Annotated in this window: 13 protein-coding genes; all 13 read right to left on the bottom strand. The window is 58.6% G+C overall.

Annotated features, from left to right (window positions below):
- Positions 1-14 precede the first annotated feature (14 nt).
- Entirely contained in the window at positions 15-740 is a 726-nt protein-coding gene (locus ACFFT4_RS29065) for a response regulator transcription factor (protein WP_378052630.1), read from the bottom strand.
- An 85-nt stretch (positions 741-825) separates the two neighbouring features.
- Entirely contained in the window at positions 826-2,862 is a 2,037-nt protein-coding gene (locus ACFFT4_RS29060; RefSeq protein ID WP_378052629.1) for a sensor histidine kinase, read from the bottom strand.
- A gap of 53 nt (positions 2,863-2,915) precedes the next feature.
- Positions 2,916-4,337, bottom strand: coding sequence for a SulP family inorganic anion transporter (locus ACFFT4_RS29055; protein WP_378052628.1), 1,422 nt, complete (start codon positions 4,335-4,337; stop codon positions 2,916-2,918).
- A gap of 258 nt (positions 4,338-4,595) precedes the next feature.
- Positions 4,596-5,135, bottom strand: a complete 540-nt coding sequence (locus ACFFT4_RS29050) for an MgtC/SapB family protein (protein ID WP_378052626.1) — start codon at positions 5,133-5,135, stop codon at positions 4,596-4,598.
- A 28-nt stretch (positions 5,136-5,163) separates the two neighbouring features.
- Entirely contained in the window at positions 5,164-6,189 is a 1,026-nt protein-coding gene (locus ACFFT4_RS29045) for a LacI family DNA-binding transcriptional regulator (protein WP_378052624.1), read from the bottom strand.
- Between the two features lie 18 nt (positions 6,190-6,207).
- A complete protein-coding gene (locus ACFFT4_RS29040) occupies positions 6,208-6,771 on the bottom strand; it encodes an HAD family hydrolase (RefSeq protein WP_378052623.1) in 564 nt (187 codons plus the stop codon).
- On the bottom strand, positions 6,749-7,780 hold the full coding sequence (locus ACFFT4_RS29035; protein ID WP_378052621.1) for an ABC transporter ATP-binding protein: 1,032 nt from the start codon (positions 7,778-7,780) through the stop codon (positions 6,749-6,751). Before ACFFT4_RS29035 ends, ACFFT4_RS29040 begins: the two co-directional genes overlap by 23 nt.
- Complete coding sequence (locus tag ACFFT4_RS29030; RefSeq protein ID WP_378052620.1) at positions 7,777-8,835, bottom strand: ABC transporter ATP-binding protein; 1,059 nt, start codon at positions 8,833-8,835, stop codon at positions 7,777-7,779. The genes ACFFT4_RS29035 and ACFFT4_RS29030 overlap by 4 nt, the downstream gene beginning before the upstream one ends.
- Positions 8,836-8,863: 28 nt before the next feature.
- Complete coding sequence (locus ACFFT4_RS29025; protein ID WP_378052618.1) at positions 8,864-10,009, bottom strand: ABC transporter permease; 1,146 nt, start codon at positions 10,007-10,009, stop codon at positions 8,864-8,866.
- Between the two features lie 3 nt (positions 10,010-10,012).
- Positions 10,013-11,011, bottom strand: coding sequence for an ABC transporter permease (locus tag ACFFT4_RS29020; protein ID WP_378052616.1), 999 nt, complete (start codon positions 11,009-11,011; stop codon positions 10,013-10,015).
- A gap of 99 nt (positions 11,012-11,110) precedes the next feature.
- The gene (locus tag ACFFT4_RS29015; protein ID WP_378052614.1) at positions 11,111-13,081 is read right to left on the bottom strand and encodes an ABC transporter substrate-binding protein; all 1,971 of its coding nucleotides are present in this window, start codon (positions 13,079-13,081) and stop codon (positions 11,111-11,113) included.
- Between the two features lie 499 nt (positions 13,082-13,580).
- Positions 13,581-14,603 carry a LacI family DNA-binding transcriptional regulator gene (locus ACFFT4_RS29010; RefSeq protein ID WP_378052612.1) on the bottom strand — a complete coding sequence of 341 codons (1,023 nt, stop codon included), beginning with the start codon at positions 14,601-14,603 and terminating at the stop codon, positions 13,581-13,583.
- A gap of 157 nt (positions 14,604-14,760) precedes the next feature.
- Complete coding sequence (iolB, locus tag ACFFT4_RS29005; RefSeq protein ID WP_378052611.1) at positions 14,761-15,573, bottom strand: 5-deoxy-glucuronate isomerase; 813 nt, start codon at positions 15,571-15,573, stop codon at positions 14,761-14,763.
- Between the last annotated feature and the right edge of the window lies 1 nt (position 15,574).

Raw genomic sequence — 15,574 nt, 5'->3', positions numbered from 1 at the left:
AGCCTCCAGCGATGTTAATCTTCCGTCCAGCAGAACTTGTACCCGAAGCCGCGAACCGTTTGAATATACTTGGGCTCGGAAGGGTTGCTTTCCAGTTTCTTGCGCAAATAACGAATATGAACGCTCACCGTGTTTTCCTCGCCCGTCCCGTCCAGCCCCCAGATGCGGTCGTACAGCAAGCTTGCGCTGAATACCTGGTTAGGATGATTCGCCAGAAAAAGCAGCAGCTGACGTTCTTTGGCGGATAATCCGACCGCCTTCCCCCCGACCGTGACGTCGCAGCCCTGCAAATCGATTGCCAGCTCCCGGTTGCGCAAGCCGTTCTTGTCGTTCGACTGCTTCCAATAGGCGTAACTGCGCAGCTGCGTCCGAACGCGAGCCTTTACAACCTCGACGTCGAAGGGCTTCACGATATAATCGTTCGCGCCTCCTTCGAGCCCGGCCACGATGTCGCCGCCTTCCTTGCGGCAGGTGACCAGAATAACGGGAATATCCGAGCGGAGCCGGATATCGCCGCACAGTTCCATCCCGTCTCCATCGGGGAGATTAATGTCCAGCAAAGCCAGATCCGGCATTTCCCGATCGAGCAGTTCACGCGCTTCTCCGACGCTTCCGGCGGTCGTCACGCGATAGCCGCAGCTCTCCACGCATAAGCGGAGCAGCTCGCGAATATCGCGTTCGTCTTCAACGATCATAACGTGCGTGTCCGACATGCCCAGCACCGTCCTCTCCCTGATCATATATAGCGTAGTCTCGTTAGTTTAAGAGTAGATTAAGAGATTCGATCCGATGTATATTTTTGTCGTACAAAAAAAGAGACTGCCCTTACCCAGTCTCTTCAGTCTCCTCCCGCTCCCGCCCATCCGTCAATCGCAGCGGAAACCAGATATAAAACGTACTCCCGCGCTCGGACGAGCTTTCAAGCCCGATCTCCCCGTCGTGCGCGCTCATGATCTCCCGACAGATCGTCAGTCCCAGCCCGGTTCCCGCGGCCTCGCCGGTTTTGGCCGACCGCCCCCGGTAATATCGCTCGAAAATATGCTCCCGCTCCTCCTTGCCGATTCCGCCGCCGCTGTCGCTGATCCGAATGACTAATTTCTCCCGCATCGGTTCCGCATCGTCAATCGTCGCCTCCATCCGGATAACGCCGCCGGGCGGCGTAAACTTCCGGGCGTTCGACAGCACGTTGATTACGACCTGCTCCACGCGCATGCGATCGGCGTATATCGCCGCGATTCGGCCCGCGCGCTCCGCCCGGTCCGGAAGAGACGTCCATTGGAAAACAAACCCCTGCTCCAGCATATCCAGCTGCACCTTCGCGCACAGGCGTTCGAAGAAATCGGAAAAGGGAAGCAGCTCGAAGTCGAATTTAATATGCTTGTTTTCCAGTCTGGCGATTTCCAGCATATCGTCGACCATTCTCTCCATCACGACCGTTTTATCGTGAATCACCTGCAGATAGCGAGGTTCTCCGGGCGGGATCGTGCCGTTCAGCATAAGCTGGACATACCCTTTGATCGCCGTGATCGGCGTATTTAACTCATGACTCACCTCGGAGTACATGTTGCTGCGAATATCGTCGATGCGGGACAGCTTCTCGTTGGCATTCTGCAGTTCTCCGTTGACCTTCTGGAGCGCCGCATTCGTGGAACGGAGCCGGGTCATGTGCAGCAGGCGCATCATAATAAGGATCCCGAGACAGCACAGCGCTCCGCCGAAGCCGATAAAGGTCCAGCCGATTTGGGCGAACGCCTGATGCGAGGTCAGCAGCGTTTGCTTCGACGGGAACAACCCCAACTGCCCGCTCAGCGCGCGACCGAGCGCAAGCCCGCCCACAAACAGCACGTTGCCGACCGCGAATATTCGGATCTCCGCATCCCTGCGCCGCCTAAGCGCACGGATCAACACGACGATTAGAATCAGCAGCAGCCCCGGCGATAGATAATCGTAGAAAAGCTGATAAAACAGCAGCTGCGCCCGCTCCCCGAACGCCAGCCATCCCGCAATCGCGGCAATTCCGTAAAGCATAACCGCGTAACCCGTATTCCGTATCCACTTGCTTCCTTTGGCGGCGACGATCGTATGCGTAACCAGAATTCCGCTGGCATGACCGATATACCAATTCAAGTGGATTAGGGATCCCCAAGTCATGAGCGACGCCGGAGGTAAAGCGTATTGCCAGCTCCCCCACAGAACGGCCAAATCGATCGCAATACTGGCGAAAAATACGGCAAAATAAACGAATAACATCTGACTGCGATTCAATAAATAGAAAATAAACGAGATCGCGCACAGCAGTGCCAGCACGATCGCCCCGGCCCATATCGGCGCCTCCGTCCGCAGCAGCTTAAGGGACAGTTCGGACGAACTTCCCGCCCATACCTCAAAGCCTTTATCCAAATTGCGGTGCGGAGAAATGCGCGCCAGCAAAACCTTATCGCTTGCTCCGGCCTCGTACGCGACCATCTTCCACGAAATAAATCCCGGAGGCAGGGAGCTGTTCGATGAGAAAAGCGGTTGGCCATCCATCAGCAAGGTGATCTGATAAGGTTTGACGACGTAAGAATAAACCAGCAGTTGGTTGGCAGAGCCGCCAAGGTAAGGCAGCTTCGCCTTCAGCCACAGCTCCTTGCCCGATTGCGCCCCCGCGCGATCGGAGTCGATCGCCGCAAACGGCCGCCACTCGCCGGGGCTTCGTCCATCCGGAACGTCTCCGTAATAATAGGAGTCCCATATCACTCTCGCCGCCCCGGTTCCGCTCTCAGACATGCCCGCATGCGCCGCGGCCGCAAACAGAAGCGGGCTAATGATCAGCATCGCCATTGCCATCCATACCCGCTGCAAACTCCCGGATCTACTCATGGCTATCCCGCTCTCCGATCATTTATTCCATGCAGCCCGCGGCTCCGCTCCGGCTAGGCCGATTCCGCACGGGTGCCGGAATCTTGCCGCAGCACCCGCACCTTTTTCCCCTTGCCTTCCAGCCGAACGACAATTTTCTCCAGCGTTTTCGCCGCGGAGTGATCCCACACCTGGCTGGCGGTCAAATCCAGGCACACATTCGGCATCCCGTCGTTAAAATCGATCCGGTCCATCAGCTTGTCGCTGGATACGAAAAACAGCTGGCCCCTCACGCGATAGATCCGTTCGTCGCCGTCCAATTCGTCGCGGATGTCCAGCTTGGTCGCCGAGCGGTACGCATAGAGAAGCGCGCTTAGCAGCACGCCGACGATGACGCCGATCGCCAGGTCGTGGGTAACGACGACGATGGCAACCGTGACGACCATAATAAATGTATGGGCAAACGGCTTGCGCCTGATATCGCGCAAATAGCCCCAATCGAAAACCTCGATGCACACCATAAACATAACGCCGACCAGCGCGGCAATCGGAATCGCGTTCAGCACGTCGCGCAGCGCGAATACGAGCGCCAGCAGCGCCAACGCCGCGACAAGCGTGGACAGACGGCCGCGCCCGCCGACCTTGACGTTGATCGCCGATTCCGCGATCAGCGCGCAGCCGGCCATGCCTCCGAAGAAGCCCGTCACCGTGTTGGCGATGCCCTGGCCTTTCAGCTCCTTGTCCTTGCTCGTCTTCTCCTCGGTCATCTCGTCGATGATCGTCTGCGTCAGCAGCGTCTCCGAGTAGCCGACAACCGCCAGCGAAAACGCGGTCGGCAGCAAAATCCACAACGTCTCCCACGTAAAAGGAATGTTCGGGAGATGCAGGAACGGAATCGTCGGCTCGATCGTCGCCACGTCGCCTACCGTGCTCAGTCCCAGTTGTCCGGCAAAGACGACGATCGTCATCACGCCGACGGCGACGAGCGGGGACGGCACGGCTTTCGTCAGCTTGGGGAACAAGTAGATGACGGCCAGCGTCGCCGCGACCATCGCGTACATCGGCCAGGATTGCCCGTTAAAATATCGCAGCTGGGAGATGAAAATCAGAATCGCCAGCGAATTGATAAAGCCGGTAATGACGGAATGGGGAACGAAGCTCATCCATCGTCCCATCTTCAGCGCGCCCATCGCGAGCTGAATAACCCCCGTCAAAATGGTGGCCGCGAACAGGTACTCCACGCCGTGCCGGGCCACGAGCGCCGTCATCAGCACGGCCATGGAGCCCGCCGTGGACGAAACCATCGCCGGACGGCCGCCGAAAATCGAAATGAGAACAAGAATGCAAATGGTGGAATAGATGCTGATCATCGGGTTGACGCCGGCAATAAACGCGAACGCCAGCGAATCCGGAATAAGCGCCAGCACCGTCGTGATTCCCGCCAATACGTCCGCCCTCACGTTGGAAAACCATGTCGTTTTTAATTGGTGTAGCATAGTCTGCTCCTTCTTGGCTGCTAAAACATACGTTTCGATGATACACCTCATGATCCCGGTCGTCCAGACGGAAAAAAATAAAAGGAGCTTGGCAGCTCCCTTAGGGCGTGTCTGCATCCTCCGAGGATAGCAGATTTGGCTGAATTTTCGTTTCATGCAAGGAACTTTTGGGAAGGCGTACCGGGGGTACGTCAAAGGGGCGAAGCAGGGGGCGAAAAAGCGGTGAAAGATGCCCCTGAGCGAGTTTGCATACTCGTCCTAATCCGGCAGGTCGATTTTCGATTTGCCTTGCAATCGGGCGGACGCTTTGGCCTGGGATTTGGCCTGCGACTTATCGTGCTCCCGCTTCTCGATCCAGCCGCCGATCCGGACGAGCACGAACAGCGTCGCGATCGTGAACAGCACGATCCCGTAGAAGCCCGCACCGATGCCGATGCCCACGCCGCCGGCGAACAAAATCATGGCCGCGGACGTCAACCCCTTCACCTCAAAGCCCGATTTCATGATCAGGCCCGCGCCGAGGAAGCCCAGCCCCGTCACAATCTGGGCGGTAAGCCGCATCGGGTCCATCATCGTCCGCTCGTGCAGATGGCTGTACATCTCCACGCTTTCGATCGACACGATGGTAATCAAAGCGCACGCCGCCGTCACGAACGTAAACGTCTTGACCCCTGCCGGCTTGTTTTTATGCGTTCTATCGAAGCCGATGAGCAGTCCGAGCACGGCGCTGATCAGAATGCGAAAATACAGCTCGTAATCCCGGAAGAAAGCGGACACCCATTCCCCTATTTGTTCCATTTCAACTTGTCCTTTCTACGGCCGCGGCTCAGAGCGGGGAGCACGAATGGCGAACGATGATCGAGCTGTCGACGATCCAGTCGCGTTCGTACTCGCCCTTCAGAACGCCCAGCCGGTGCATCAGCAGCCGGACCGCCCGGACCCCCAATTCCGAGGGCTGCAGATCCATCCCCGTCAAAGCCGGCGTCGTCTGGTGCATCATCGACTGATCGCCGCAAATGACGAACATCGAAATATCCTCCGGCACGCTCAGCCCCGCGTCCTTGATCGCGTTCATCGCGCTGAGCGCGGTGCGGTCGTCGTCCGCGATAATCGCCGTCACCTTCCTGTCAAGGCTGCCAAGGGCGTGCGCGGTTTCGTCATAACCGTACTTCATATATTCGTCCGAATCGATCGGCGGCTTGTAACGGATCATATGCGGCAGCGTCTCGATCCCCCGCTCGGCGAGCGCATCCACGAACGCTTCCGTGCGTTCGGCGGCGACCGTCATGCGCTTGCCGGCATTCAGAAACAAAATCTCGCGATGGCCCAATCCGGTCAAATAATCCACGATGTCACGAATAATCCGCTCGTTGTCGTTGTTGACCGTCAGCGTATCGGAGACGTCCGCGTTCGCGATTTTGCCGACCGTGACGAAAGGAATCCGGCTACGATGCAGCATCCGTATCCGCTCGTCCTCCTCCGTCGGACCGAGCACGATCGCCCCGTCGATCGGATAGCTGGCGAGCGTCGGCGTCTTGACCTCTTTGGCCGAGATCGTGTCCAGCAGCACCCGGTATCCCAAGGCGGACGCTTCCAGGACGACCCCGTTAATAAACTGGGTGTGGAAGGAGCTGAAGAAAAAATTGCCGTGGGGCAGCGTCAGGCCGATCGCCATCGTCTGTTTCGTGACCAGGCTGCGCGCGATATGATTCGGCACGTAGTTCAACTCCCGGGACGCCTTCAGCACTCTTTCCGTCACCTTCTTGCTGGTCGGCCTCTTCTGGCTGAACACGTTGGAGACCGTTCCTTTGGACACGCCCGCCCGGCGGGCGACATCGTCGATCTTGGCCATCGTTCCTCTTACATCCCCTCAACCCGCATCGGCAATTCGTTCGTTCAGCGATTCCACGAGCTCGATCAGCTCCAGCGGATTTGCGATCGTATAATTCGGCACTTCCCATTCGTCGGCCGGCTCCTTCGGATACCTCGACGTCCAGCTCAGGAAGACGCTGGTGATGCCCATCCGGTTCGCGCCCTTGACGTCCCTGCTCAAATTGTTGCCAACCATAATGATTCGCGAGCGATCCTCCTCGGTCAGGTCCATCGCCCCGATCGCCGCCTTGAACATGCGCGGGCTCGGTTTGACCGCTTTGATCGGCTCCGAATAAATCAGCGTTTCGAAGCAGTCGTAGAGACCGTTTGCGGTCAGCAGGTTTTTGAACGATTGCGCGGTGCCGTCGGCGACGATCGCCAGCCGGTATCCGCGCTCCGCCAGCGTCTTGACCGCCACGTCCGCTCCGGGAATGACATGGCCGCTGATAACGGTCCCTTCCTCGTCCCGAATCTCCGTTCCTTCGTCGATAATCGTATCCCCGCAATCCATGAAAACAATCAATTTTTTTTGCTCCGCGTCATGCTTGTCTGGCTTCCTCATGTCGTACCCCTCTCAAATTCAGTTCCTCGGCGTAGTGGCACGCCGCGTAATGCCCGTCTCCGACTTCGCGAAGCTCGGGCGCCTCCCGCGCGCACTTGTCCGTTCGATACGCGCATCTCGGATGGAAATGGCAGCCGCTCGGCGGGTTCGCCGGATTCGGCACTTCCCCTTCCAGGATGATCCGGTCCTTCTTCCGCTCGGGATCGGGCTGCGGCACGGCCGACATCAGCGCTTCCGTGTACGGATGCTTCGGCTGCGCGAACATCGACTCGGCCGAGGCCAGCTCGACGATTCGCCCCAGGTGCATGACCGCTACCCGGTCGGAAATGTTCTGAACGATGGACAGGTCGTGCGAGATGAAAATATACGTGATCCGGTACTGCTCCTGCAAATCCTTGAGCAGGTTGATGATCTGCGCCTGGATCGAGACGTCCAGAGCGGACACCGCCTCGTCGCAGACGATCATCCGCGGCTGCATGATGAGCGCGCGGGCGATGGCGATGCGCTGTCTCTGCCCTCCGGAGAAGGCATGCGGATACCGCTGCAAATAGCTGACGTTAAGTCCGGTCTTGCCGGCGATTTCCGTCACCTTGTCCTCGATTTCCGATTTTTTCAGTTTGAAGTTGGCGATCAGCGGCTCGGCGATAATGTCGTATACGCTCATCCTCGGGCTCAGGGAGGAATACGGGTCCTGGAAAATCATCTGAATGTCTTTGCGGTATTTTTTCGCGCTGTCGCCCTTCAGCTTCAAGTAATCGATCGTTTCGCCGCCCTCGGCATGATAATTCACTTCGCCGGAGGAGGCCGGCATTCCTCTTACGATGCAGCGTCCGAGCGTTGTTTTGCCGCAGCCGGACTCGCCGACGATGCTCAGCGTCTCGCCCTCGTACAGCCGGAACGAAATCTCGTGCAGCACCTGCACCCGGGTCGGCTTGGCCCACAGCGACTTCCTGGACTTCACCTCGAAGCTTTTGCCCAGGCGGACGACGTCGAGAATGGATGGGGTCATGACAGCTCTCCTTCCGGCCGATCCGCGTACAGGAAACACCTGACCGTATGCTGATCGGAGATATAGGTTTTCGGTACGGCCTTGGCGTTGCACACGCCTTCGATCCGGTCCTTGCAGCGGTCGTAGAAGCCGCACATCGGCGGCATATCGATCGGCATCGGAACCGAGCCCTCGATCGATTCGAGCCGGACGCTCTTCTCTCCGCCCAGCCGCGGCATCGACTTCATCAAGCCTTTCGTGTACGGATGCTTCGGGTTGTAGAACAGCTCCTTCACCGGCGCCTGCTCGACGATTTTGCCCAAATACATGACCGCCACCTCGTCGCACATCTCGGCGATAATGCCCAGGTCGTGCGTCACGAGCAGAATCGCCATGCCGAATTCGCGCTGCAGCGACTGCATCAGCTCCAGCACCTGCGCCTGAATCGTGACGTCGAGCGCCGTCGTCGGCTCGTCGGCGATCAGCAGCTCGGGATTGCACGACAGCGCCATCGAGATCATCGCCCGCTGGCGCATCCCGCCGGAAAATTCGTGCGGGTACTGGTCGAAGCGTTTCTCCTGATCCGAGATACCGACCTTGCCCAGCATTTCCAGCGCGATCTTCTTCGCTTCCTTCTTGTTCTTCGTGCGATGCGTCCGGATCGCTTCCATAATCTGATTGCCGATCGTATACATTGGCGAGAACGCGGTCATCGGCTCCTGGAAGATCATCGCGATCTTGCGTCCGCGGATCGAGCGGATGCGCTTGCCCTTCGGATCGAGCGCCAGCAGGTCCAGATTGGAGTCGGATTCATCGTCGTACACGACTTTCCCCGTCGTCTCGCATTCCTTCGGATTGATGCCGATAATCGCGCGGCTCGTCAAGCTTTTGCCGCAGCCGGATTCCCCGACGAGCCCCAGCGTCTGGCCCCGCTTGATCGCGAAATCCACGCCGTCCACCGCGTGCATGACCCCGTTGTCCATCTGGATGCGGATTTTCAGATCCTGCACGGACAGCAGCGGTTGGCCGTCCTTGTCCGTCTGCGCGGCTTGCGCCGCTTGCGTTTGCGTCGTCATGCTATCCCCTCGCTTGCCCCGGAATCGGTTATTTTTTGTACGGGTCGGCGGCATCCCTCAGTCCGTCGCCCAGGAAGTTGTACGCCAGCACCGTAAGAATGACGAAGCCCAGCGGAATGAGCTTCCACGGATACAAAGCGACGTTCTCGATCTTCTGCGCCTCCTGCAGCAGCACGCCCCAGCTCGTCGCGGGCGAGCGTATGCCAAGCCCGAGGAAGCTCATTGCCGTCTCCCCGAGAATCATGTTCGGAATCGCGAGCGTCGTGGCCACGACCAAGTAGCTGAGAAAGCCCGGCAGCAGATGCTTGACGATAATCTTCGTGTTGCCTACCCCGGCGATCTTCGCGGCGACGACGTAATCTTCGTTCTTGAGCGAGATAAATTTCCCGCGCACGACACGGGCCAGATCGGTCCAGCCGATAAAAGCGAAAATAATGACGATATACAAATACATCGTAACGATCGGAATCCGCGGCGGAATGGCGGCGGACAAGGCCATCCAGAGCGGCAGCGTCGGGAACGAGCGGATAATCTCGATAATCCGTTGAATGATCGAATCGATCCAGCCTCCGAAATAGCCGGATATGCCGCCGATAATGAGCCCCAGCACAAAGCTGATGCCGACCCCGACCAGCGGGATGCTGAGCGAGATTTGGCTGCCGAGCACGACTCGGGAAAACAAATCCCGGCCCATGGCGTCCGTACCGAGCAGGAACAGACGGCCCGGCTCTTCGACGCCGAACAGATGCCTCGTCGTCGGGATCAAGCCGAGGAACTTGTACTCCTCGCCTTTGACGAAAAATCGCAGCGAGTACCGCTTCTCCGTGTCGGCGACGAAAATTTTGCGCATCGTCTCCGGATCGCGCGCCGACTTCAGTTCGTAGACGAACGGCTGCAGGTGGAACTTGCCCTCCGAATCGACGAAGCGCAGCGACATCGGCGACGCGTTCACGTATTTGCTGTCGTAGCTCTGCAGGCCGTACGGCGCGATGAACTGGGCGAACAACGCGACGAGGTACAGGAGGCCCAGCGCGTACATGCTGATTCGCGCCAGCTTGTGCCTCTTGAACTTGAGGTAGATCAGACGCCACTGCGAGCTGTATTGAATATCCTTGGCCGCGGGCGGCTTAGCCGTCTCCGTTCTTGTTCTCCTGAATACCGGTATTGTTCTCATCGGCTAGTTACCTCTGAACTCTGTGCGGATTTTTGGATCGAGCCAGGCCAGCAGAATGTCCGAGATCAGCGTTCCCAGAACGGTCAGCAGCGCCATGAACAGCAGCCACGAGCCGGCCAGATACATGTCTTGGCCGAGCAGCGCCTTATACATGACCGGACCCTGGATCGGCAGGTTCAAGACAATCGCGGTAATCGTCGAGCCCGTGAAAATCGAGGACAGCGACCAGCCGAACGTGCTGACGATCGGATTAAGCGCGGCCCGCGTCGGATACTTGAACAGAATTTTCGTCTCGGACAGTCCTTTGGACCTTGCCGTGACGACGTTCGGCTTGTTCAGCTCGTCGAGCATCTGGCCTCTCATGACGCGGATCAGGTCCGCCGTGCTGGCCAGTCCGATGACGATGACCGGAATGACGAGATGCTTGAGCAGGTCCATCAGTTTGTCCATCGACCAGGGCGCGTTAACGTACTCGTTGGAGAACAGGCCGAGCAGAGGATCTCCGAACCACGTGTACGACAAGTACATCAGAATGATCGCCAGCAGGAAGTTGGGCGTCGCCATCCCCAGGAAGCTGATGCCCGAAAAAAAATAATCCCCGGCGGAATACTGCTTAACCGCGGTGTAGATGCCGATCGGAATCGCCACCAGGTATTGGAACGCCATCGTGACCAGCGAGACGACCAGGGTAAGCCCCATATACTGCTTCACGACGTCCAGCACCGGCTTGTTATAGTTGAAGGAGAAGCCGAAGTCGCCGTGCAGCACGATTTTCTTGATCCAGATCGCGTATTGCTCGTAGACCGGCCGGTCCAGCCCCAGGTTCGCCCTCATCTGATCCATGTCCTCCTGGGTCATCACCTCGCCCGCGGCGGTCATCTGCGCCGAATAGCTGGACACGTAGTCGCCGGGAGGAAGCTGGATGATATTGAAGACGATGAAGGAGATGAACACGACGACAGGGATCGCCATCAGAATTCGTTTAATGGAATATTGCAGCATCCGTACCCCATCCTCTCCCTTGCTGCTTGGAACCGCGGGAATACGGCAGCGGGGAACTCGCGTTCCCCGCCGCCGCTTGCGATGTCGACAAGCTCTTCGTTATTTGATGAAGAACTGGGCCGGATGAGCGTGTCCCAGCGTCCGGTATTCGTCCACCCAGACGAGGTCGCCCGGGATGTTGTGCATGGTGTTCGCGGCTACCAGCAGCGTTGGAGTCGGGCCGGAGTAACCGATCACCCATTGATTTTTCATATGAATCTTGTAAATTTCGTTGGCGAGCTCGTTGATCTCGTCGATGCTCTTGCTGGCCTTGATTTTGTTCCAGATGTTCAGAATCTCGGCCACGTCGCCTTCCGGCTTCACGCCTTCCGTGCCGCCCGACTGCGAATACAGGCCGTAATGGCCGAACCATGGCGTAATGATGCGCAGAGGCACGAGCGTATCCGGACGAAGCGCCACGCTGGCGACGGAAATGTTCTCCGTATGGATCGGAACCTCGTTCGCGTATTTCAGATCGAAGAGCGCGCCATTGTCCACGAGCTTGATGTTCGTTTTCAGACCGAGGTCCTCAAAATATTTCTTGAGCAGCTCGAGGAACGCGTTTTTGTTCGGATCGGATTCGTAGACGGTCAGCGTCAGGTCGGAGCCGTCCTCGAACATGCGGAAGTTGTTTTTGTCCCGCTTCGTCAGGCCGATCTCGTCCAGCAGCTGGTTGGCGCGATCCGGATCGAATTCGGCCCACTGCTGCGCCCAGCCTTCCTGGTAGCCGACGACGCCTTCCGGCACCGAAGCCTGGATCGGGTCGGCCAGACCGTTCGTGACGATGTCGGACACCTCCATGCGGTTGACCCCGATGGAGATCGCTTCGCGGAAACGAATGTCCTGGAACAGCTTGCGCAGGTTCGGGTCCTTCGTCGTCTGGTTCAGCTGAATGCCGTTGCTCGACCACGTCGGCTGCGTCCACGGAATGACGCGGAAGCTGCCCTTCTTCTCGTTCTCCTTCAGCACCGTGAAGTCGCCGGCGTCGAACGTGCCGAAGTTGTACTCGCCCGACAGCGTGCCGAGCAGCTTCTGGCTCGGGTCCTGGATTTTGTTCTCGACGATGCGGTCCATGTACGGAAGCTGCTGCCCGGCTTCGTCCGTTTTCCAATAATACGGGTTGCGCTCCATAATGAACTGGTCGCTGTTCGCGTCCGTCTTGGCGACCCACGGCCGCAGCGTCGGAATTTGCGGATAGAGCCAGTAGTAGTAGCCGGTTTCGACGAGGAATTGCTTCGGATCCTCGTAGCCCCATTGCTTCGTAATTTCAAGCGTCTTGTCGTCGCCCACGAATTCCGGCAGAATCGTCTTTTGGAAGTGAGCCGGAGCGAAAAACCATTTGTTGTCGATCGCGACGCGTTCCAGGAACTGCACGCTCGGATACTTGTGCGTCACGGTAAACGTATAATCGTCGACCTTCTTCACCTCGGCCAGCGCCTTCTCGCCGCTGACCGGATCCACGGAGTAATACGCGTCGTAGATCTTCTTGCCGAACGTTTCCTTCGTCAGCATGTGCTCCCAGTAGAACAGCACGTCGTCGGCCGTGAACGGCTCGCCATCCGACCATCTCATCCCTTCGCGCAGATGGATCGTGAACACGGTGGAATCGTCGTTGACCTCGAAGCCCTTGGCCACGTTCGGCTCGACTTTGTTCCCTTCCTTGTTGAAGCGGAAGAGCGCCTCCTCCGTAATCATCCCGACGCCCCACTTGTCGCCCGGGCCGGTCCACGCCATATTCCAATCGCCGCCGTACTGCCCGACTTCCTCGACGACCGGCTCGATCATGATGTCGGCCGTAACCGGCATGCGCTCTTCGACCGGAGGCAGCTTGCCGCCCGCCACGAGATCCGCCAGCATCGGCGCCTCCTTCAAGCCGTCCGTGCCTTCGACGAGTACGGGAGTCGGATTCGTCTCCGCCGTCTCCACCGCTTTCTTCGTTTCGCTCGGCTGAGCCGAATTGTTGCTCGTGCAGCCCGCCGCCAGAACGACCGTGCTTAAGAGCAGAACCAATAAAGAACGACTTCTTTTCAAGGTAACCCCTCCATGAATGAATTCGGCAGTTCAGTTCCTTGCATAACGGCCGCGTCGGCCGCCAAGGCCACCCCCTCGGGTATTAAACCGGTTTAATTCATGTTCGCGCGTTCGCGCTCGGGTTCGTGCCCGACCTTAATAGCCTAATCTTTCTTTGTTAAACCGGTTTAATAGTTGTGTAAAAAACAATCAAATCGCCGCGCTTTTGTTTCACTTCGCTGTCTTCGTCTTTTGAAGTTTTTTGTAAGCGCTTAATGTAAGCGTTTGATTAGTATCATACATGGGGCGTCCTTGGAATGCAAGACCATTTTTGGCGAAAAAAAACGCTATTTTTCGCGGGTTTTCAGACTGAATTCCGCCATGGAGAAATAAACCTCCGTCCGTTGTTCGGAAGCTCTTGACGGTGCTGCGGGAGGTGAAATCCGGGTGCCCGGGGGCCGTGCTCGCGAAGCGCTTTACCTCTCCGCGAGCACGGCGGCCCGCAGGCCGAAAGTCGACGTTAGCCGCTTGCGAGCTTGCCCGTCGACTCCCTGACGATAAGGCTTGGCGGCATGACGATCCGCTGACGGATGGAAGCGTCGGGCGCGCCGTTCTCCTGCCCGTCGACGAGCAGGCCGAACGCCAGCTTGACCATCTGGTCCATCGGCTGGGCGATCGTCGTCAGCGCGGGATTCGTGACCGTCGACAGAATCGTGTCGTCGAAGCCGATGATCGACAGCTGTTCCGGCACCTTCACTCCCGCTTCCTTGGCCGCCTGCAACGCCCCGATCGCGAGCAGGTCGTTGCAGCAGAAGATCGCCGACGGGCGCTCCTCCCGCGCGAGCAAGGCGGCGGCCGCCTTCTTGCCGGCCTTGATGCTGGAATCGCAGGAGACGATACTGTCGCTGCCCAGCTCTGTGCCCGCCTCGAACAACGCGAAGCGAAAGCCCCTCACCCGTTCGACGCTGCTGCTCACCTCAAGCTTCTCCGCCAGAATCGCCATCCGGGAATGACCGAGCGCCAGCAGATGCTCGGCGGCCAGCCCGCCGCCCTTGAAGTCATCGGTCAGGACGCTGTGGGCGGACACGCCCGCCGCTTCCCGGGCGATCATCACGATCGGAATCGACTTCTGCGCCAGCTGCGTCAGCGTCTCTCCGTTTTCCGTCCCGGTTCCGATCAGAATGCCGTCCACGCTTTTCTGCTCGAGCAGGCGCAAATATTTGTCCACGCGCTCGTCCTTGTTGTCGGTGCTGCACACAATCACGCTGTATCCGGCCGAATGCGCCAAATCCTCGACGGAACGGGCGATCTCGGAGAAAAAGGGGTTGGAGACGTCGGGAATCAGCAGCCCGAGCGTGTACGTTTTTTTGCCCATCAGGGCCGAGGCGATCACGCTGGGCTGATACTGCAGCCGCTCCATCACCTTGAAAATTTCGTCGCGCTTCTTCTTGCTGACGTTTCCTTTGCCGTTGATCGCGTTGGAGACGGTCGCGATGGACACGCCGGCCTCCTTGGCGACGTCATAGATCGTAGTCGCTTTCATAGTCAACCTCGTTTATGGAAATTTCGATCAGGGTTGACGAAAACGCCCCCTTCCCGGTCATTATCCGACGATTTCCCGCTTATTGCAAGCCTGGCGGCCTACTTGCAGTCTCCAGGAGATAGATGCTTCTTCTTTTTCCTCGATCCTCTTGTACGCCTTACTTACGGGGCTGAGCCAGCCAGGCGTGATCCGGATCGTTGTAGAACTTCCACGTGCGAACGGGGCCGGCCATGACGTTCAGATAGTAGACGTCGTAGCCGGGAGGCGCGGAGACGGGGTGGTAGCCTTTAGGCACCAGCACCGCTTCCCCGTTCTTCACCGCCAGCGTCTCGTCGAGCGACCGGTCGTCCGTGTACACCCTCTGGACCGCGAAGCCTTGCTCCGGCTGGACCCGATAATAGTAGGTTTCCTCCAGGAGCGATTCCTCCGGCAGCGCGTCGCGGTCGTGCTTGTGCGGAGGGAAGCTGGACCAGTGCCCCTGCGGCGTGAATACTTCCACGACAAGCAGGCTGTCGGCCGGCTGCCCCTCGGGCAAAATATTGTGAATAAACCGCTGTGTCGCGCCCTCGCCCCGCACCTCTGCGCCGATCTCCTCGGGCGTAATGAGGCGGGCGGCGTGATTGCCCCGCCCCGGAGCCAGGCAGACCGCCAGCTCCAGATCGGTGATCGCCTCCACCTCGTAACGGTCGTCGTTCGGGACATAGACCGCATAGGGAGGGATTTGCTCGAACACGCTCATGCGCTGACCGACGTCCCGCCAGCTCTGCGCGGAAGTCGCCACATGCGCTTTGCCTTCCACCAGCACAAGGCAGACTTCGCTGTCCCCGGTAGGCCGGGCCAGCTTCTCTCCCGCCCGCAGCCGGTGCGTCTCGAACCCCACGTAATCCCAGCCGGCCGATTCCGGCGTAATGGACAGCGCCGGCCGGTCTCCCGCGCTCGGGACGGCCGGGCTAACGATCAGATGACTCATC

Source organism: Cohnella cellulosilytica (assembly GCF_042431195.1).
GTDB lineage: Bacteria > Bacillota > Bacilli > Paenibacillales > Paenibacillaceae > Cohnella > Cohnella cellulosilytica.
This window is presented reverse-complemented; position numbering and strand designations above follow the sequence as displayed.